Source organism: Shewanella sp. Choline-02u-19, from assembly GCF_002836205.1.
Lineage (GTDB): Bacteria > Pseudomonadota > Gammaproteobacteria > Enterobacterales > Shewanellaceae > Shewanella.
Genome location: NZ_PJBE01000013.1, coordinates 3,450,157 through 3,468,748 on the forward strand (window position 1 = coordinate 3,450,157; position 18,592 = coordinate 3,468,748).

22 protein-coding genes and 2 pseudogenes are annotated in these 18,592 nt (G+C 38.7%); 18 read left to right on the forward strand and 6 right to left on the reverse strand.

The annotated features are described in order from the left end of the window. Nucleotides 1–594: 594 nt before the first annotated feature. Both CXF83_RS21775 and CXF83_RS21780 read left to right on the forward strand, forming a co-directional pair. A pseudogene (locus tag CXF83_RS21775) lies at nucleotides 595–807 on the forward strand (magnesium chelatase domain-containing protein); the annotation flags it as partial. A 47-nt stretch (nucleotides 808–854) separates the two neighbouring features. Then, complete coding sequence (locus CXF83_RS21780; protein ID WP_101089422.1) at nucleotides 855–1,295, forward strand: thermonuclease family protein; 441 nt, start codon at nucleotides 855–857, stop codon at nucleotides 1,293–1,295. Nucleotides 1,296–1,361: 66 nt separating this feature from the next. On the opposite strand, the gene CXF83_RS21785 is transcribed toward CXF83_RS21780, so the two are convergent. After that, nucleotides 1,362–1,628: a helix-turn-helix domain-containing protein gene (locus CXF83_RS21785; protein WP_232775175.1), complete on the reverse strand. Its 267-nt coding sequence runs from the start codon at nucleotides 1,626–1,628 to the stop codon at nucleotides 1,362–1,364. Nucleotides 1,629–1,670: 42 nt separating this feature from the next. Between CXF83_RS21785 and CXF83_RS21790 the strand changes: the two genes are divergently transcribed. The 3 genes from CXF83_RS21790 to CXF83_RS21800 all read left to right on the forward strand — a co-directional run bounded on the left by CXF83_RS21790 (nucleotide 1,671) and on the right by CXF83_RS21800 (nucleotide 3,669). Then, nucleotides 1,671–2,531, forward strand: coding sequence for a hypothetical protein (locus tag CXF83_RS21790; RefSeq protein ID WP_101089423.1), 861 nt, complete (start codon nucleotides 1,671–1,673; stop codon nucleotides 2,529–2,531). 217 nt (nucleotides 2,532–2,748) lie between these two features. Next, nucleotides 2,749–3,264: a hypothetical protein gene (locus CXF83_RS21795; protein WP_101089424.1), complete on the forward strand. Its 516-nt coding sequence runs from the start codon at nucleotides 2,749–2,751 to the stop codon at nucleotides 3,262–3,264. A gap of 21 nt (nucleotides 3,265–3,285) precedes the next feature. Beyond that, entirely contained in the window at nucleotides 3,286–3,669 is a 384-nt protein-coding gene (locus CXF83_RS21800; RefSeq protein WP_101089425.1) for a hypothetical protein, read from the forward strand. A 69-nt stretch (nucleotides 3,670–3,738) separates the two neighbouring features. On the opposite strand, the gene CXF83_RS21805 is transcribed toward CXF83_RS21800, so the two are convergent. Beyond that, complete coding sequence (locus CXF83_RS21805) at nucleotides 3,739–4,617, reverse strand: hypothetical protein (RefSeq protein WP_101089426.1); 879 nt, start codon at nucleotides 4,615–4,617, stop codon at nucleotides 3,739–3,741. Nucleotides 4,618–4,757: 140 nt separating this feature from the next. Further along, nucleotides 4,758–4,913 carry a hypothetical protein gene (locus CXF83_RS22655; RefSeq protein ID WP_157822877.1) on the reverse strand — a complete coding sequence of 52 codons (156 nt, stop codon included), beginning with the start codon at nucleotides 4,911–4,913 and terminating at the stop codon, nucleotides 4,758–4,760. Nucleotides 4,914–5,714: 801 nt separating this feature from the next. Here CXF83_RS22655 and CXF83_RS21815 point away from each other — a divergent pair. The 7 genes from CXF83_RS21815 to CXF83_RS21845 all read left to right on the forward strand — a co-directional run bounded on the left by CXF83_RS21815 (nucleotide 5,715) and on the right by CXF83_RS21845 (nucleotide 8,632). Further along, a complete protein-coding gene (locus CXF83_RS21815; protein ID WP_101089609.1) occupies nucleotides 5,715–5,936 on the forward strand; it encodes a hypothetical protein in 222 nt (73 codons plus the stop codon). Continuing rightward, nucleotides 5,933–6,397, forward strand: a complete 465-nt coding sequence (locus CXF83_RS21820) for a hypothetical protein (RefSeq protein ID WP_101089608.1) — start codon at nucleotides 5,933–5,935, stop codon at nucleotides 6,395–6,397. Before CXF83_RS21815 ends, CXF83_RS21820 begins: the two co-directional genes overlap by 4 nt. Beyond that, nucleotides 6,390–6,794 carry a hypothetical protein gene (locus tag CXF83_RS21825; RefSeq protein WP_101089607.1) on the forward strand — a complete coding sequence of 135 codons (405 nt, stop codon included), beginning with the start codon at nucleotides 6,390–6,392 and terminating at the stop codon, nucleotides 6,792–6,794. The genes CXF83_RS21820 and CXF83_RS21825 overlap by 8 nt, the downstream gene beginning before the upstream one ends. Beyond that, a complete protein-coding gene (locus CXF83_RS21830; protein ID WP_101089606.1) occupies nucleotides 6,791–7,303 on the forward strand; it encodes a hypothetical protein in 513 nt (170 codons plus the stop codon). Before CXF83_RS21825 ends, CXF83_RS21830 begins: the two co-directional genes overlap by 4 nt. A gap of 83 nt (nucleotides 7,304–7,386) precedes the next feature. Further along, complete coding sequence (locus tag CXF83_RS21835; RefSeq protein ID WP_101089605.1) at nucleotides 7,387–7,689, forward strand: hypothetical protein; 303 nt, start codon at nucleotides 7,387–7,389, stop codon at nucleotides 7,687–7,689. Beyond that, nucleotides 7,683–7,949, forward strand: a complete 267-nt coding sequence (locus tag CXF83_RS21840) for a hypothetical protein (RefSeq protein WP_101089604.1) — start codon at nucleotides 7,683–7,685, stop codon at nucleotides 7,947–7,949. Before CXF83_RS21835 ends, CXF83_RS21840 begins: the two co-directional genes overlap by 7 nt. A gap of 134 nt (nucleotides 7,950–8,083) precedes the next feature. Further along, nucleotides 8,084–8,632, forward strand: coding sequence for a recombinase family protein (locus CXF83_RS21845; protein ID WP_101089603.1), 549 nt, complete (start codon nucleotides 8,084–8,086; stop codon nucleotides 8,630–8,632). 34 nt (nucleotides 8,633–8,666) lie between these two features. On the opposite strand, the gene CXF83_RS21850 is transcribed toward CXF83_RS21845, so the two are convergent. After that, nucleotides 8,667–9,041: a MazG nucleotide pyrophosphohydrolase domain-containing protein gene (locus CXF83_RS21850; protein WP_101089602.1), complete on the reverse strand. Its 375-nt coding sequence runs from the start codon at nucleotides 9,039–9,041 to the stop codon at nucleotides 8,667–8,669. A 112-nt stretch (nucleotides 9,042–9,153) separates the two neighbouring features. On the opposite strand from CXF83_RS21850, the gene CXF83_RS21855 reads away from it, so the two are divergent. After that, nucleotides 9,154–9,729: a DNA-3-methyladenine glycosylase family protein gene (locus CXF83_RS21855; RefSeq protein WP_101089601.1), complete on the forward strand. Its 576-nt coding sequence runs from the start codon at nucleotides 9,154–9,156 to the stop codon at nucleotides 9,727–9,729. Between the two features lie 81 nt (nucleotides 9,730–9,810). Continuing rightward, nucleotides 9,811–10,788: a hypothetical protein gene (locus CXF83_RS21860; protein WP_101089600.1), complete on the forward strand. Its 978-nt coding sequence runs from the start codon at nucleotides 9,811–9,813 to the stop codon at nucleotides 10,786–10,788. Nucleotides 10,789–10,812: 24 nt separating this feature from the next. Here the strand turns inward: CXF83_RS21860 and CXF83_RS21865 are convergent, their stop codons facing one another. Together CXF83_RS21865 and CXF83_RS21870 are read right to left on the reverse strand one after the other, a co-directional pair. After that, the gene (locus CXF83_RS21865; protein WP_101089599.1) at nucleotides 10,813–12,372 is read right to left on the reverse strand and encodes a DNA cytosine methyltransferase; all 1,560 of its coding nucleotides are present in this window, start codon (nucleotides 12,370–12,372) and stop codon (nucleotides 10,813–10,815) included. Between the two features lie 179 nt (nucleotides 12,373–12,551). Beyond that, on the reverse strand, nucleotides 12,552–14,411 hold the full coding sequence (locus tag CXF83_RS21870; RefSeq protein WP_101089598.1) for a recombinase family protein: 1,860 nt from the start codon (nucleotides 14,409–14,411) through the stop codon (nucleotides 12,552–12,554). A gap of 39 nt (nucleotides 14,412–14,450) precedes the next feature. Here CXF83_RS21870 and CXF83_RS21875 point away from each other — a divergent pair. The 4 genes and pseudogenes from CXF83_RS21875 to CXF83_RS21890 all read left to right on the forward strand — a co-directional run. Beyond that, nucleotides 14,451–15,776 (forward strand): annotated as a pseudogene (locus CXF83_RS21875) (YifB family Mg chelatase-like AAA ATPase); the annotation flags it as partial. Between the two features lie 173 nt (nucleotides 15,777–15,949). Next, entirely contained in the window at nucleotides 15,950–16,855 is a 906-nt protein-coding gene (locus tag CXF83_RS21880) for an acyltransferase (RefSeq protein ID WP_101089597.1), read from the forward strand. A gap of 6 nt (nucleotides 16,856–16,861) precedes the next feature. After that, complete coding sequence (locus CXF83_RS21885; protein ID WP_101089596.1) at nucleotides 16,862–17,803, forward strand: acyltransferase; 942 nt, start codon at nucleotides 16,862–16,864, stop codon at nucleotides 17,801–17,803. Nucleotides 17,804–18,156: 353 nt separating this feature from the next. Beyond that, on the forward strand, nucleotides 18,157–18,570 hold the full coding sequence (locus CXF83_RS21890; protein ID WP_101089595.1) for an energy transducer TonB: 414 nt from the start codon (nucleotides 18,157–18,159) through the stop codon (nucleotides 18,568–18,570). Nucleotides 18,571–18,592: the final 22 nt, after the last annotated feature.

The window sequence follows — 18,592 nt, forward strand, 5'->3', positions numbered from 1 at the left end:
GCAACTTGATGTATCTGTGGTTCCAATGGCCTGCGGCCAGCGCATGTGCAGACACAGCCGTGACACGCTACAAGTCCATCCATGGAAGCTCGGCCATGACGTCCATGTCATGGACGGTCACGGCCGCATCTACACTAGGGTTTGAAAAGCGGGATCTTCTAGCACCAGAGTGTCTATTTAGTAATAGTTTACTCTGACCCAGCTAATTATCTTTCACAACTCCAACATAAAACACTACTCATAAACCTAAGCACTCAACTCACAGACACCAATCTTCCCCGTTGGAAATTTCGCTTTTCAGAAATTTCGCCGGGGCGCTGAGGGATTGCCAAGGGGTACAAGCGCTTTACCCCTTGGCTCTGGTGTGGGCGAAGCGCCACGACCTTGGTCAAGCGCAGCTTGGTACTCTATTAGTTGTTAGACGCAGTCTAACGTTTAAGGTCAAGCGCAGCTTGATGCCTTTATCTGTAAACCCAAAATGAAACTCAAATCTAAAATAAATTCAAAACCCAAAAATTCATAACCTTAGCTAAACTTACCCCAGCCCACATTGGAATTTAGGACTATCCACCACTAAAACAAAAGGATTTGTTTATGGCACTCGCCTGTGTTGCAACCCGCGCAAGCTGCGGCGTCGACGCCCCTCTGGTCACCGTAGAAGTCCATTTAAGTAATGGCTTACCCGCCTTTTCATTAGTTGGACTCCCCGAAGCCTCCGTCAAAGAAGCAAAAGAACGCGTGCGCAGCGCGCTGATAAATGCGGGATTCGAGTTCCCAATGCGGCGCATTACCGTCAATTTAGCCCCCACAACATTCACTTACTAGTAATACTAAGACGCATAAGGTAGTGAATTATGAAAATCAATATTAATTCAATCATATATCCATTATTGATAATTATAAGTCTGTGTTCATCAATTAGAGCATTCGCGGATTACGGTAATGCTGAAGTGAGCAGAGTAATTAGTGTTTATGACGGTGATACGTTTAAAGCGGACATTAAAGGTTATCAAGCAGTCGTTGGCACCAATATTTCTATTAGAGTGGCAAACATCGATACTGCTGAAATTCGGGCTGGTTGTAGTGATGAAAAGGTAATGGCACTAAAGGGGCGTGAATTTACTTTAAAGGCACTCTCAAGTGCTAGCGTCATAGAGCTACGAGATATTAAGCGAGGGAAGTATTTTAGATTAGTCGCTGATGTCTATATCGATGGGGTTAACTTAGGTTCAGAGCTACGAAAAGCAGGATTAGCTGTTGAATACGGTAAAGAGCATAGCTGGTGTCGGTTATAGAAAGTATAATTCAAACATTTACCACGCCAATTCTATTTGGTAGGACATTGTTATGGCTAGCTTTCATCACTTAAAAAGCTCACTCACGTCAATGTCTAATGCCTTTGCAAACTGTATTATTTCAATATCACGCACTTGTCTAATCTCCAGCTCGACTTTTGAGTAAGTCGATCTACTCATATCAAAACCGTTACTTTGCAAGCGAGCAATCATCATTTCTTGAGTAATGTTTTTGCGCTTTCTTATTTGGCGTATTTTTGAGCCGATCACATTTTTAGTCATTATTACTTTGCTCTGGTTGTAGAGCAAAATGATCTCATTTAACATACCCATAAATGCTCCACTGACGGAGCATTGTTACAATAAGGAATGGCAATGAGATTTTTACAAAGTATTGGATCATCGACGATTATAGTATCAACGCTATTGCTATCAGGCTGTCAATTATCAGCTCAGCAACAAAGGGGGGGGGATGATCTTCTATTAAATCAGGTTACTCGTACAAAAACAGTGAATTTAACGCCAAAATATGATGAGAGAATGGGGTTTAACTTTATAATTAATGACCCGTTACAATTTGACTTGCCTCTATCTGATATTGTTTATTGTGGTTTATTTGGTGAATCGATTGAAGGTAAGCGAGGAACTTTATACATCTCAAAAGTGGAGAGTAGTGGCGGCGGAGTTCGTCGTCAAAACAATGTTTATGGTTATGTAGAAAGTAATCAAATGGATATATCGAAGTGCCGAGCAACAGTTGAGTATCAAGGGGTTTTTAAAAATAGTGTAAAAATTAGCGAAGGATATTCTTCTGAAGTACTACCGAAGTTTCGGGAGTTAATTAGCTTTCATAAAGACTTAACCTTGCAAAATAAAGAAAGAAAAAGACAACAAGCAATAATTAAATCCGATGAAAAACAGAAAGCTAGCTGGCATATTCGTGAACTAAACAACACTGCTCAAGGAATCGCTACTATTCAAGTATGCATGGAAAAGGGAACGTTTTTCTTATCATCTGACAAACGAGCAAAACAAGCAGTTAAAGAGTCAGAAAGCTATGCACGGAATGATATTAGATCAAAGGTAGATGGTAAGCATTACTGGAATCAAAAAGCTTACAAACAAGCACATCAAAAAGGACTTAATCTATCAAGGTATCTATGGTTGCATGATTATCTAACTTTTTCGAATCAATGTGCAGCGATGCGTAATCTAGTTGATTCTGTGACTAATTAATATTACATATATATTAGCAATCAGAGTATTTACTCTGGTTGCATTACTATAGCTATCAGTTAAATTTCCGCTTACTAATGAACGCAATCATTCCATAAAATTCTGCTCTGACATCTAGTGAATACGAATTGGATTATACTATTTTGCTTATTTTGGATAATATGTAGCCTTAACACCAAAAACCAAGTAATCAACAAAAATAGTAAGGTGAAAAACGATGAGTAATACACAGCTTGACCATCTTAAAGCTAAATTAAAAGAGCTAAAGAATGAAGCAGCATTGATAGAGAATCAAATCAAAAAATCAATAGAAGTCGAACAAAATGAATGTATCGAAAGTTTCAAAAAAGAATACATCGAATTGAAAATCACACCGCAACAACTAGCTAAAGCTTTAGAGTTTACCTTAGTAGAGGTAGCCGATTCAGTTCAGCCGACTAAAGCGAAGACAAGAAAAAAACACCCTTTGTTTTACATGGAAGAACTAAACGGCACAGTTCATCAAACTCGTGGTTCGTCAGCAAAAGTTCTTAATAAAGCACCATGGAAAAATCTCGTTTTAGATGGTTCTATCAATAAATATACTGTCAGGTATTACAAAGAAAATGCAACAGGATTTGAATATTGGACAGATGTGAAAAATGAAAACATGCCGGATAATGCTACCGAAACACGTCAAAAAGGTGTCAAAGATATCGAAGCTATGAAAAGTAAGGTTAACAGTATTATCTGAAATGGTTGTTATCAAAATGAATTGAAGCTTGTCAAGATATTAGTACGCAATCTAAATCAATTAAAGAAAGCACATGTAAAAAAGCTAGCAGCTAAAGCTAGTGGTGCTGAGCTCACTAATTGGTATAAAAATGCTGATGGAGCAGGTCTAGATTATGGTTCAAATGTGTATTCATACGGGCAAGTTGATGAAAATAATTTGATTGAAAATTATGTTTATTGGTATTCGTTTTATGACGATTCAACGCTTGCTAATGAAAGCTTACAAAAAGCGCATGAAGAAAGTCTTGTTTATGTCAGTATCGATTCAAATGACGAAACATTCAATACTAAAGACATAAAATTGCAACTTCGAAATCGTCGAAAAAAAATGTCAAAGATGAGCAAAAAAGACATAAAATGGTGAATAACAGCCCAGAAATGGGCTGTTATTTAGCTAGCTTGTTCACTATTATATCATGTACAAAATTTTCCATTACATGTGCCCCGCATATGAATTTCGTTGGTTCTTAATCCTTTGTTGTTTAGATAACTCTGCTATTGTCATCTTCTCGTGTTCATCGTCTAACGACGCTATAACATCTTCTAATGATTTGTCTAGTGAAGTGTTTGTTTCGTCTTGTTCCACTTCGTAGTGAACCTCACAAGAGCTTTGAACACTAATACGATTGATTGTTTCGCCCAGTAAACAAACTTCCTCAACTTCAGGTAAGTAATCATCAAATAAATCGTCATCTACATTTGATAGTGAAAGCGATGTGACCGTATGGTGTGCTTTAGATAAATTGCTTTTTAAATTCTGTTCAACGTTAAATTCGAATTCGAATTCGACTGTGCCAATGATTACGTACATCACACAGCATTCTTCCAGCTCAATTATCATTGCCACTGCATTTGGCAGGTATGTTTTCGACATTAGATGCTTTATAGCACCAGTGTAGTAAATCGGCATATTGCGTGAACTGCTTTCTGATTTGATATCGAGCAACACTTCTCTGAAACGTTGTTCGATACTAGGTAACCACGGCGTTTTAGTATTCGAATTACGACAGGCATCTTTTAGTCGAGTGATACCTGACGCACGCTTTGTGAAGTTGCAAATCATTTCTAGAGACATATCCAGACCGCCTGTTAATTTATATTCAACGCCTCTGCTTTTACTAAAAAAATTACGTGAAACTTCATTATGCGTTAAACCAAATTTGCAAGAATAGTTACCATATTTGTCGACCAGTCTTTTAGATATATTTTCGGTAATATCATGTGAAATATCGTTGAAATCAGTGATGGACATTTCACATGTATCTGGAAGCGTGTATTCATTATTTCGAATGGAAAGCTTTGTAGTTTTCATTTTTTTCCTTGATGCCTGCTAAATGAGACTGTAAAAGATTATTAAGTGTGCTGCTTATGGAATCGCCAATTAGTTCATCGTGTATTTCGAGTAGGTCATGGCGAAGTTTTATTCGAACTTGTCTAGCTGTACTGCTCGATTTATTCATTTTCTTTTTCTCTAACTATTTTATAAATTGTTGCTGTTGAGATCATGAAGCGCTTGCTCATTTCAAACACAGAAGTGTCACCGTTTAGGTAAATTTTATAAATAAGACGTTTTTCTACTTCAGTTCTTCTTGGCTTTCTAATTCTCATGTTACCTCTCTACTTTTTTATTTCTACATTTCTATTTATAACGATAAATTTGAGTATTCGAACTTATCAACAAAATCTCAATCTGTTCAAAACCATCTTAATAAACAGCTTCAGTTAGTAAAGAAGTAAAGAAGTAAAGAATGAAAGAATGAAAGAATGAAAGAATGAAAGAATGAAAGAATGAAAGAATGAAAGAATGAAAGAATGAAAGAAACAATCCGGTATTTTCTGCAAGCTAATGCATCGACTGTTTGTTTCAATAAGCAGCCTCGTTTCAACAGTTAACTTTCACTAGAATATTATTAATCAGTCTTCGATTAGTTCGCTGCGCTCACGTCGCTTCGCTCCTAATGTAATGCTTCGCATGAACGGTGAATGTCTTGTTCGACTTGAACGTTTTCTTGGCTAGTCTTCGATTGGTTTACTTTGTTCGGTGCGCACTTAGTTCAGCTCTGTTTAATCTACACTAGGGTTTCAAATTTCATTCTAATATTTTAATCAGTCTCAAATGAGATTGCCTTTTTTGACGACTATTTTTGACTTATAAAACAAGCATAATTAAGCATCTAAATACATGAACACGAAGACAGAAAAGGTTATGGAATTGGCATTTACGAAAGAGAACGCAGCTCAATTTGGTGCAGTGGGTGGGAAACGCTCAAAGCGACTATCTAGAGTAGATAAACAACGACAAGAGCATATGAGTGACATAGTTCGCTTAGAAGAAATCTTAAGCGGTGGGTACGGGAAAGAGCTTCAACTGGCATATCTAGACACAATAAAGACGGTATGGGGATTGGTATGACTTTTCATCTTAATAGGGCTGCTGATAGCACTTGGCTAGAACTTTACAGCAACGAGAATGTAGTTATGCGTGAAGAGCTATCAAATGATATTGAACAACAAAAGCGGGACATGATTAATAGGCTTAAATTCATCGTCAACGAAGAGCAGCGACGCTGTAAATATAAATTAGTTGATAAAGCGACATTAGAGAACAACTTAAAGAGGTTTTTTGCATGATTATCAACAGTATAAATTTTGGGCACGTTCATAGAAATGTAAGTGATGGTTTCTTGTTGGTCGATGTACTTGAAGCAATACTCACACAGAATGAAAGCGCATATACACATGCAGTTAACTATGCAAAGCAGCTTGATAAGTGGGTTGATTCTAAAGAAGTATTTAATTTGGTATCAGCATACGATATAGCTCTACAAGAGAGCATAAATCAGCAGCTAAAAGCACGTCTTAAAGCTTCTGCTGACGAGAGACTAGTTGTTTATGCGTTTGCTCCTAATGATGACAAAACAGCGTTATTCAGCTCGCTAGACCCGATAAATGAAAGTATGACAATAAATGAATTCAAAGAGTTTATAGGGTCACTAAAGCTAAATGTTAGAGATAGAGAACAGTGCTCGGGGGCGCTATACAAACTGGCGCTGACTGGATGTAAACAAGTAAGAGTGATGAATTATGTTTAAAGAATTATACACAGCACTATCGGGTCTAGCAGACCAGAGTGTAATGGCAACTCGGATTGTTAAAAAACTAGCCGATATTGAGAAAAAAGGTCATACAGCAGATGAATTAACAGTTGCTGAAATGGCTGAAATTCGCGCTAGATTTACGCAATATCTTGATAATGATATAGAAGCATTACATAAGCTCAACGCTATTAAAGAACGGCTAGTAGTTGACGGTGATTCTGATATCAAAGCTGATATAGATTGGCTTCTACGAGGTATGACTTTCAAGCAAATGAACTATGAACACAAAAATGGATTGATTAACTCAGTCTTGATAAATCGCTCAGCTAAGGGCGCATCGATTAAAGATAAAAAATATACGATTAAAGACTTTATGGGGAGCGATAAATGAATACTTTTGCAGAACATTCAACGGAAATAGACAACGATATTGCTGATAGTGAATTTTTAACTAAAGCAGTAGCAGAAGCTAAGCAAGAGCTTAAACGTTGGTATCTAGAAAGGGAGCAGGAAGGTGATCGCCTTACTTTTGAGAGTTCTATCATGGTAGCAAAGGCTCGTGAATATAACTCTAAAAGAACTAATCAACTGGCGTTTGAAATTGCAGACTTACAAACGGGGTTTGATGCTGACAAAGTCGCTCAGATCGCGGCATTCAATGCTGTAGACACTCTCAAGCAATTGGCTGACGAATTCGAAGACGGAATTATTGACGAAATGATGAATATTGTTAATTCAATCTATTCTGGGAAGCTATTAGTAGTGTTGTTTCGGGACGAGGGATCAATTGAGTCAAACATGGGTTTAGTTAGAGATTTACGTGAAGCTAAACTGACTGGTGACATTGATTTAATCGTTTCTGTTCTTGCTAAAGCAGAAGCATTGCGAGCGGTCAAATAAGCATAAAAAAGGCATGGTTCAGTCTGAATTTGAATACTGCCATGTCTTTCTTAAAAAAATAACGAAAAAATAACGGGGAATTTATGGCTAAATTTAATACAGAATCTGCATCTGTAGCTGGTCAAAAAAGTAAAAGGGGGAAAGCTAAATCAGTAGTAATTGAATCGCTTGATGCCGAGGAGTTAACGCTAAATGCTCTAAGTGGCATTTATGGCAGTGTAACTCAGCGGCAGGTGATTATGTTGCTGATTCATCATCAGTTAAAACTTCAAGAACGATTGGATAAGCAACGAATTGATGAAGAAAATATGATTAGCTCATCATATTTAAAACATTTGAATCGGTCTGAAATTGAAGATCTAATGGGAGAGTCGCAACAATGCTAAAAACTGTTAATACTGTAATTGATGAATCTGAAGAAAATGATTGTTGGACTGGAACATCAACTGATTTATTACGAATGGTTGGTGGTCGAGAAGAGTCAAAGAGAGAAAGTACACGTGATCTGGCTAAGCTAGAAAGTATTAGGAAATCAGTACAAGAAGCTGAAGCAAAACGAGCTAAAGCAAATGATGAAGAACTTTGGCGTCAATCTATACGGCAACAAAAAGTACGTGAACTGACACGTCAGATAGAAGAGAGCTAATTGCTCTCTTTTTTATATCTAGCGTACGGTTGTTTGGTTGGTGATACGTACATGTACAAAAGGTTCAGGTTGAGGCATTCGTACAGCGGAGCCTATGATGTACGGAACTACAAAGTAACGTACAGGTGGAGAATATGGCTTTAATTGGTTATGCACGAGTATCAACAAAAGATCAGAATCTCGAAGCTCAACTAGCAGCACTAACAGCGTCTGGTTGCCAGAAAATATTTTACGGTAAGCAAAGTGGAAAATCTGAAAAAAACAACAAAAAACTAGCTGAATTATTAAATTATGTACGTAAAGACGATGTAGTTATACTAACAAAACTTGATCGCATAGGTCGTAGTTTAAGCATGATTTTATCAACTATTCAGCAACTACAACAAAAAGGCGTGCAAGTAAGAACAATTGACGGACAAGTTGATACAACAAGTGATAACGCAATGCAGCGAGCAATGACACAACTACTCGGAGTCTTTGCTGAGTTAGAACACTCAATCATAGTTGATCGCTTACAAAGCGGTAGAGAGCATACAGGGAAAAAAGGTGGACGAAAGTCGACTATTAATGAAGCTCAGCGGAATGAAATAAAAGTTAAGTTTGCTGCAGGCTATTCAATTTCGGCGTTAGCAAGGGAATTTGATACAAGCAGGGCAACAATTCATAGAACCTTGAAAAAATAGAATAGCTATTTTTAGCTATCTTATTAGAATAAAATCAGTTTTCCATCTCTGTTAAGTACTCTAGTGTCAAAGTTTCTTTTTGGCGTTTTTTAATTTCTGTCCAACCCACACCATCATTTATTCCATCTAAGCGTTCTTTATATTTTTTCAATGCACGTTCAAAAACACGTTCAGTTAAAATAGTGCCTTCTGCTTCTAAGTTTTTGAGCAGACACATGTAAACCCATAGAATGTCACCCAACTCGTCTTCTAGGTAGCATTTACGATTGCTATCCATTTCTTCTTTGACTTCTTCTAACTCATCAAACATTGCTTTGTAGTATGTGATGCTACCTTTTGACCAAGTTCCATTTTGATCTATTTCGATTTTTTTCTCTGCTATTGCAAGCAATTGCTTTATGTTATTCATTGTGTGTCTCAAATTATTTGTGAACGCTTCGGTGTGCTTTTATAAGTAGTCTCTATTTTACAGACTATTTACTTAAACTTAATTTAATTAATACTTATTGGACTAATTTAAAATGGAAGACATTACTAGCTACTTAAAACAGCAGTATCCAGACTTGAAAGAGTACATTGAACAAGCCACCCCGATTGTCGAACTAACAGCTAAAGATACTCATTTGGTAGAAGCCTTATCAAAAATAATCGTTGGTCAAATGTTGTCTAGGCATGTAGCAAACACTATTTTTTCCAAAGTAGAGCACCTATTCGAAGACCCCAAATTATTACTGCAATGCAGTGAGCCAGACTTAACCCAGCATGGCATTTCAAGAAACAAATCAAAAGCCATTTTAAACTTTGCACAAATGTACTTCGAAAATCCAAATCGATTTGATAACTGGGAAAAATTAGAGTTTGACCATCTTCGTAAAGAGTCAAAAGATATATGGGGTGTTTCTGATTGGTCTATTTCGATTCTGGCTTTGTTCCACTTTGGTCATTCTGATATTTTTCCTGATAAAGATGGGACAATAAAACGGGCATTAGTAAAACTGGAAGAAATAGGAGTCCAAGTAAACTTAGACCATTCTCGACCATTCCGTTCTTACTTAGCTATCTATCTTTGGAAATTTGTGGATGAGAATATAATATAAAACATGCATTTAACTTTGAATTCATAGACCAAACACCTAAAAAGAGGTAGCCTCAATTAAAATATTAATATGAGGCTATCTATGAATACTTGTGACTTATTAAAGCAAATCAGTAACGGCAACAGAATTAGCTCCAAAGAAGATATTGCGCTAAGAGCAGATTTTAAAAAAATCTTCTATGGTAATGGCTACATGGCTTGGCGAAAAAAACAAGAGACTGGAATTGGGGGTTCTTTCAATAAAGAGCGTGACTTGTTATTGCAAAGTTATGTGAAAGAAAGAGCAGACCAAATTGCTAGCGAGTATGTTGAAGATGCATTACAAGATGTTTATGAATTGGCTTTGCAACATTTAAATGCAAGGCTCTATGGTGTCGTTGATAACTTTTCTGTATGGCAGGATGATGCAGAATTCTCGTTGAAAGGAACGGCTCTAGCTCTATATAATAAAGTTTGCGATATTCTAAGAAATGGTCAAGAAGCTCAAAAACATCGTATCATTTTGATCCTAGGTGTATATGCTGAAGGTAGTCTAAGCCAAGCTCGTAAATCTATTGCTGGTAGTGGCGGAGAAATGGTTGTAGAAGCATTGTTACAGTCTCGCGGTATGAAAAAAGATATCCATTATGGAACACAGTTCACTTCTGAAGGCTCCGATACTGATATTGTTATTCCAAATGCAACTAAACCCGAAGAAGTAAAGGCTTACATAGCTGTACAAATTAGCTCCAATGATCGAACACGGCTTACCACTAGCGAGCTAGTACCCGGACAACGTAACTACTTTGTGTCATTTAACGGGTGTAGTGCATCAACAAAGAATACTGATGATATTGGTGATGAGATCGTTGCAAAATACATTAAAGAAGACATTCTTTATGTAGTTACTGAGAAAGAAAAAAATCGTGCAATAGAGTCATCGATTCAGCGATTAGTAAACGAACAAGAAAAAGCAAAGCCTGATGTAAAAAAAATTGCCTTTGGTGAAAATCGTTTAAAATGGTTAGATGAAAAGAGCATCACATTTGATGAGTTTATAGAACAAGTTTCTAGATTGTAAAATAAAGGCCCAAACGGACCTTTTTTATTTTCTGTTTAGTAAATCTTTTATTATGTAGCCCAGTGTTCTGCCTAAGAGAGGCGGGACAGCGTTTCCTACTTGGGTATACTGAGGAACTTCAAAGCGTCGGCTTAGACCACCCGTTGATAGTTTTGAACGAAATACAAATGAGTCAGGAAACGACTGTACTCTAGCCATTTCACGCACTGTAAGAGTTCGCAATGGGCCATAATGACAAGCATCATCCGGAATGCTTAAGGCTGCAGGGGCTGGAGAACTAGGATTCAATGCTTTTTGAGTTTGTTTCTTCGTCTTGTGAGCTAAAAGTAATTGAAGTATTTGCTCACCATTAATTGCAAACCTAACTTCATGCTCATTTTCAAATAGAAACTTATGCTCCAACATTTCCTGAGATGCTAGATCTGTGAGTTCAAGCTCTTTTCCCTTTAAGACTTCCTTTACTTCTTTCTCGGTTGACTTAGATACTTTGGTCAATACTTGATAAATCCTAAAACGACGCTGTACAGTTTCAGAGTTCATTTTAGGAGTATAGTTTTCAATGGTATCTGTATTCTTGCCTAACAAATCGTTTAACAAGTTTACATAGTATGATTTAGAGTTATTCGTACACAGATCATCAATAGCTTGTTTTACGCTAAATTCATGCCCCTTAAACTGAATAAGGCTTTGTAGGAAAGTATCATGATAAGCGCTCTCTTGCTTCTCTACATCAAAGCACTGCAACATCCCAAATTCAGGATCTTGCCCGTTTTGGATAGCATCGCTTAGGTTAAGACCCGATGTAAAGAGATCTTGCTCCTTGGTTGTAAACGTAGGGAGAATATCATTGAGATAATCCCTTCTGATTGAAACCATAATAAAACGAGGTCTGTTCTGAGCAACACCTGCATACTTAGCATTAATGTGTAAGCAAAGAGGTACATAGTTTAAACTTGCAAATACCTTTGCAACTTCAAACCAAGCATGATACTTAGTGCCATCTTCGTCAGCAAAAGGGCGAAGAATCCCTGTAACATTCTCAAGCATCGCAATTTTTGGCTTTACATGATCTACAAATTTGGCGAATTCCCAAGGAAGACTATTTTTATCACAATCTTTTTTACGCATGCCAGCCATACTAAAGCTTTGACATGGAGGCCCTCCTGACACCAAATCAACTCCCAAACTTTTACCATTGAAAGCATACGAAATAGAAGTTTTAAGCTCACTATTTGAATCCAACAATTGGTTTACGTGCCGAATGTCACCTACAATCATTTTGCCTTTTAACTGATTAGGTTCATAACTCTCAAAGTCATTAATACCCGTTCCAAAATCAGGGTATTCAAAGGGATTTTCTCTCAATCTGAGTTTAAGATCTTCATATTGACTACTAACCCAAAGAGCATTTTCAGGCTTCTCTTGTTTTTCTGCTTTGTCCTTTAAGTTCTCATTGAAAAAATTGTAAGTAAAAGTCTCTGCCGCCATTGGAGAGATCTCATTCGCCAACAAAAGCTCAAATCCAACGGATTCAAGACCAAGTGATAAGCCACCACAGCCAGCAAATAATTCAATATGGTTCATAAAATAAACTCAAAGTCATAATTGCCAGTATTGTATATAAATACAGTGCTTTTGTGTACTGAGTATTTAAAATTAAAAATTCTTAGAATTGCTATAAACATAGATTATAGTTCTTATACTCGATCAATATACTCGCCAGAAATAGCTGTATCAGATACATTTAAGGATTGATTTTTTTATTAAAAATTGGTTGTATCACCCCCTTCGTAACTTAATACCTTAATCAATTTTGTCTTACCCTTGCTAGTCTTATGGTTAACCTCTCGAACCATGACTTGCCTTGCTATATCTTCAAAAGCTCTTGTTTTGTAGCTCTGCCATTGTTTCTCAGAAACAAAAGGCATCAGATTTTTTTTTGACCAAATTATTGCACCTTCAGTCCTTACTACCTCAATGACTTTGTTAGTAAATCTATCTTGTGCGGTATACCTAGTATGCTCTTCAGAGTACAAAGTTAAGAGTGGATTGAAGCAATCAATTTTGTCTGCATATTTTTTTTCATGAACCTCTACTTCGGTGAAAACCACTCCTCCCAAGTTCATTTCGATGCTGATTTCATCTTTTTCTTTTTGCGAAACAACTAATAACTTCATGCCTAGTCGTCGACCTGTATTAATCATCTGCTTAGGAAAATAATAATAACTACTTTGACCATCAACAGTTTTAATCTCCACTAACCCATCTCTATGACAAGTAACATTCTTTACAGCGACTGAGATTCTGTCTCTATACTGATGTTGAATTTCACTGTCACCAGTTAATATTTCAGATATAGACATCTGCCATTTAGAGTAATCTTCAAGCTTTAAATCACCTGAGCTAATATCACTTAATTGAATTTTTAGAGCATCGATTTTATCTTTATGAATCTTTAGTGAAGCTTCGGCTGTTGCAAAATCAGCTAAATCACCTAATGAAAATAAAAGCTGTGTCTTTCGGCTTAATTGGTCTTGTTCATAGGTCAATTTAGACAAAATCTCATCTCGTTTACCGTCGTCATGAACAAAAATGTGGGTAATTAAATGCTTTAGAACAAGGTTATCTAAAGCGTACCGTTGAACTGTTTTACTACATTTATTGTTTATACAAATGTAATATTTGATCCCTCTATCAGCAGTATGACTAGCCGACATAGAAGCTCCACAATCGCAATATAAGAAGCGATTTCCAGCTAATAACGTGTATTGTTGTCTACCAGAATTACTCGCTTTACGCTGCGATAGACGAGCTTGAAGTAGGTTAAAACGCTCTGGTGTACATACGGCTGGGTAGAAACCATCTAGCTTATGATTTTCTCCCTGAAGAGTGATATCTAACTGCCCAAACAATGCAGGTGACTTAAGTAAATTCGATAAGCCAGTTCTTGTGTAATCCAGCCCTCTCGCAGCCAACCAGTCTACACATTTAGTAAGCCCGTTACCTTCAAGGTAAAATTCTAATAAATTCTGAGCGGTTTGGAAATATTGGGACTTATAGACACACTTATTTTTCATCTCGATGTAAAATGGTACACCGCCAACCCCTACATCAAAACTAGCTCCGTCATCGCCTTTTACGCCTGCTTTAAACTGATTAACTCTTTCAAGCGCATGACGATTAGTAAGATAACTTTTCTTCACTGACTCTTCATTTGCGGTGTGAAATGATAGCGTGGCTAAGATCTGACTTATTTGATCATCCTTTTGATAAAGGCGGTTATCCATTGTCGTATGAATAGAAACACTAGCAGCCATGATCTCGCCGTAAATATTTAGCGCTGCGGTTAACCCTAATCGTGACAGGCGATCTAAGTGGCGCATAACGATGATGTCGCCCGCCATTACTGAATTAGACCGTATGTCCTTGAGCAAAAGTCCTAAGCTGCCTTTAAGATTATCGCCTTTATACGCAGATAGTCCCTCGTCAGAATAAACCTTATCTGATACCTTAGTTTGGTACTTTTCAGCCAACTCATTAAGCAGCTTAATGTCATTTTGCAATGACATTGATAGACCCGATAACTGCTTGCCTGATGAAACCCTGCAATACGCATAAATCATAAACACTCCTTTTACACATAGTATCACGAGCAAAGAAAGTTAGCGCCAGCAGATCTGCCTAAACAGGGTGGCCGCTATGATCTGCCCATTGCGATTGGCATTCTCGCCGCCTCAAAACAGATCCCGCTCAAATCGATTGAACAACATGAATTTGTCGGTGAACTCGCCCTCTCTGGCCATGTGCGCTATTGCCAAGGAATACTGCCAGTGATTGTTGCGGCCAGCAAAGCAAACAACCGCATAATACTGCCGATTGATAATCGTGCCGATGCCGAATTGGTCGGTTTTGATAAAGTGTTTTTTGCTACTCATCTGCAATCATTAGCCGCTTACCTGCATGGACAGTCGGAGTTACCCAGCATCGATTTTGGCCTAGAATGGATAACGCCGACATCCAACACCGGCGAGCCCAGCAACAACTGCCTCAGCGAGGTGATTGGTCAACAACACGCTAAGCAAGCGCTAGAGATAGCGGCGGCGGGCAACCACAATTTGCTGATGCTCGGCCCACCAGGGACTGGCAAAACCATGTTGGCGAGTCGGATGATGCAGCTTTTACCGCCACTCAGTTATGAAGAGGCGCTTGAAGTTGCTTCAATCCACTCGGTTGCAGGACAAAATATGCAACGACAACAATTCTTTCAACGTCCTTTTAGAAGCCCGCACCATACAAGCTCAGCCATTTCATTGGTTGGCGGTGGTGCAATGCCAAAACCGGGCGAGATCTCCCTCGCCCATCGCGGGGTACTATTTTTAGATGAGGTGGCTGAGTTTCCTCGTAAAGTGCTCGATTGCCTGCGTGAGCCGATGGAGACCGGAGAAGTGAGTATTTCGCGAGCCGCGGCCAAGCTCAATTTTTTATGTCGATTTCAGCTGGTGGCCGCAATGAACCCGAGCCCCTGTGGCGATGTTAATAATGCCAGAGCGAGCAACGAGCAGATTATCCGTTACTTATCTAAACTTTCAGGGCCTTTTCTCGACCGTTTTGACTTAACCATTGATGTCCCTAAACTCCCTTTAGGCGCACTAAACAGTAGTAATACTCACGCAGAAACCAGTGCAACCATCGCCCAACGCGTGCATGCAGCCAGAGAGGTTCAATTAGCACGTTCGGGCACACTCAACAGTGAACTAAGCGGTAAACAATTAAAGAATGAGGCTAGGTTTAGTGCGGCAGATCTGTTGTTTCTAGAGGAGAGTGTCAATCGATTAGGTTTATCGGTCCGCAGTTACCATCGACTGCAACGTGTCGCCCGCACGATTGCAGATCTGCAGCAGGAACAAGACGTATCGCGGGCCCATATTGCGCAAGCATTAGGTTACCGCGCCATAGACCGATTATTAACAAGCTTAAAACAGTACTAAGCTGAGCAATGCTTAACTGAATCATGCTTAGATCAACAAAGTGAGAATACAGCGACAACAGATAGGCTAAAACACCTTACTTGTTGGTTTTTTCGGCAAAAATTAACATCTAGATTGAGACAAACCACTACAACGAGTACTATAGGTCTCCGTTTTTTATCCTGGGGTCCTCAATGGGCGCAATTGTGTCACGCATTACGGGAAGTTTAGCGTTCTTCTTTTACATCATTAATACTGCATTTTGGGTTACTCCCATTTTAGTGGTCAGTATTTTCAAGCTAATTCCTCTCACTTTTACGCGTACCGCTTGTACTTATTTCCTCGATTTCTGTGCCAGCTCATGGATCCGTTGCAATGGGGTAGTTGAAGACATTTTCCATCCCGTCAACATTGATGTTCAAGGTGATGCACAATTATCACCAAAAGAGTGGTATATGGTGATTGCCAACCACCAATCTTGGGTCGATATTCTTATTTTACAACGGGTGTTAAATGGCAAAATTCCTTTTCTTAAATTTTTCCTGAAACAGCAATTAATCTTCGTTCCAGTTTTAGGACTCGCTTGGTGGGCGCTCGATTTTCCTTTTATGCGTCGTTATAGCACTGCACAGCTACGTAAAAATCCGAAGTTACGCGGTAAAGATATTGAGATAACACGTAAAGCCTGCGCTAAGTTTAAAAGTAAGCCAGTGAGTGTGATGAACTTTGTTGAGGGCACACGCTTTCACCCCGCTAAACATCAGAAACAAAACTCGCCTTTCACCCACTTGCTCAAGCCAAAAGCAGGCGGTATGGCGTTTGCGCTATCAGCAATGGGCGACCATATTCATAAGTTGGTTGATGTTTCTATTTGCTACCCTGACAAAGTGCCTACTTATTGGGAATTTATTAGTGGGCAACTTAAAGAGGTCAAAGTGCATATTCAAGTGCGCGAAATTGGCGAATCACTGCGTGGTGATTATATTAAAGATCGTGAGTTTAAGATTGAATTCCAAAACCAGCTGAATCAAATTTGGCAGCAGAAAGATCAAGTGCTTACTGAGTTAGCACAAGTGAAAACAACCAGAGAAGAGGCTTAGCGCAAGATGTTAAATTTTTTACCCGGCTCATTTTTATATTTTATGAGTACCACATTACTGATCATCAACACCATTGTGTGGACCTCACTGATCTCACTGGGCGGGATCATAAAACTGGTGGTTCCTTTTACAGCTGGACGCGTGTTACTCACGCGTCTAATGAACCGTTTTATGTGGGGATGGGCTACCTGTAATGGCGGTATTCTTATGCTGTTGGCCGATATGGAATGGGATGTTGAAGGCTTAGACAACCTCGATAAGAAAAGCTGGTACCTGCTTATTAGTAACCATTTAAGTGGTTTTGATATTGCAGTGCAAACTTATGTACTGCGTAACCATATTCCCATGCTTAAGTTCTTTTTGAAGCGTGAACTCATGTATGTGCCCTTTCTTGGTTTAGGTTGTTGGGCACTTGATATGCCTTTTATGAGTCGAACCAGCCCTGCTAAGTTGAAGAAAAACCCGAAGTTAAAAGGTAAGGATTTAGAGAGCACCCGTAAAGCCTGTAGAAAGTTTCGTTTTATGCCGACCTCGATTATCAACTATGTCGAAGGCAGTCGCTTTACCGAAGAAAAACATAGACGCCAAGACTCACCTTATCGCTATTTATTACGCCCAAAAGCAGGCGGTATTGCTTTCGCTTTATCAGCGATGGGAGAGCAGTTTACTAACGTGCTGAACGTGACTGTACTTTATCCTGAAGTGTTTAAGAAAGATGCTTTGCATGAAGTGATGCATGGTCGTTTGAAAAAAATTGTGGTGCGGATCAAAATCCTTCCTGTACCTGAAGTTGATAATAAGCGCTACTTCTCTGAGGCGAGTTATCGTGTCGAGTTTCAGCGCTGGTTAAACCGGCTCTGGCTAGAAAAAGATGAAGAGATCCACCAGCTAATGATAAAACATGGCGCGCCAACGGAACAAATTGCAGAGAAAAAGCCAGCAGAGTAAGCGATTGAACATTTGAATAAAGGCGCACTAACGGTGCGCCTTTTTATTGCTTGATCTACGCTAGCCATGGTTATCCAATCCAGCTCCCAAAGTCGCCCTTCGCTAAAGTTGCCTCTTACCTCTATTAGCATCATAAATAATTCATTTAATAATGGGTAATATTCACAATCGCTTTTTATAAGTAATGTCAGCTACTTAAAGTCCATTAATCACTTAAACAATATTGCTCATCTCATTTTATTAAAAATCAGTCAAACCCTTGAGCCCAACACCTAGACAGCAGTACGTTCGACCTATATATTAACACCGAAATTAACAGCTTGTTAACACTTGTTTCTACCGGGGTACATTAAATGCCGATAACTTGGTTCCATTTTAAAAATGCCTCTTTGACGTGTTTGCTATTATTGTCGGGGTCATTGCTAGGCTGCACCAACACCACCACGAAGCAACAAGACGTTAGGGTTCTCGATCTTGATAGCACCAGCTTTGCCCATTATTGGGTCACAAAAGATAAGCTAATTAATTGGCGTAAAAGCCTCGCTAAAGCCTCAGCAAGTAATGTCGAATTTGCAGAAACTAGTTACCAGATCTCTTTCGTGGTCGATAATGAGGGACAGATGCGTCAACTAGAGATCATCAATAACACCACCGGAGCGCTTTTAGATAAAGCGATTATGGCTGAGGTGTCTAATCAACAGTTTTATCCAACGGCGCAAAACAGTGCACGCCAAGCTGTACGCATTAATACCAGCTTTCGATTATAAGACAGAGCCATAAGATGTGATG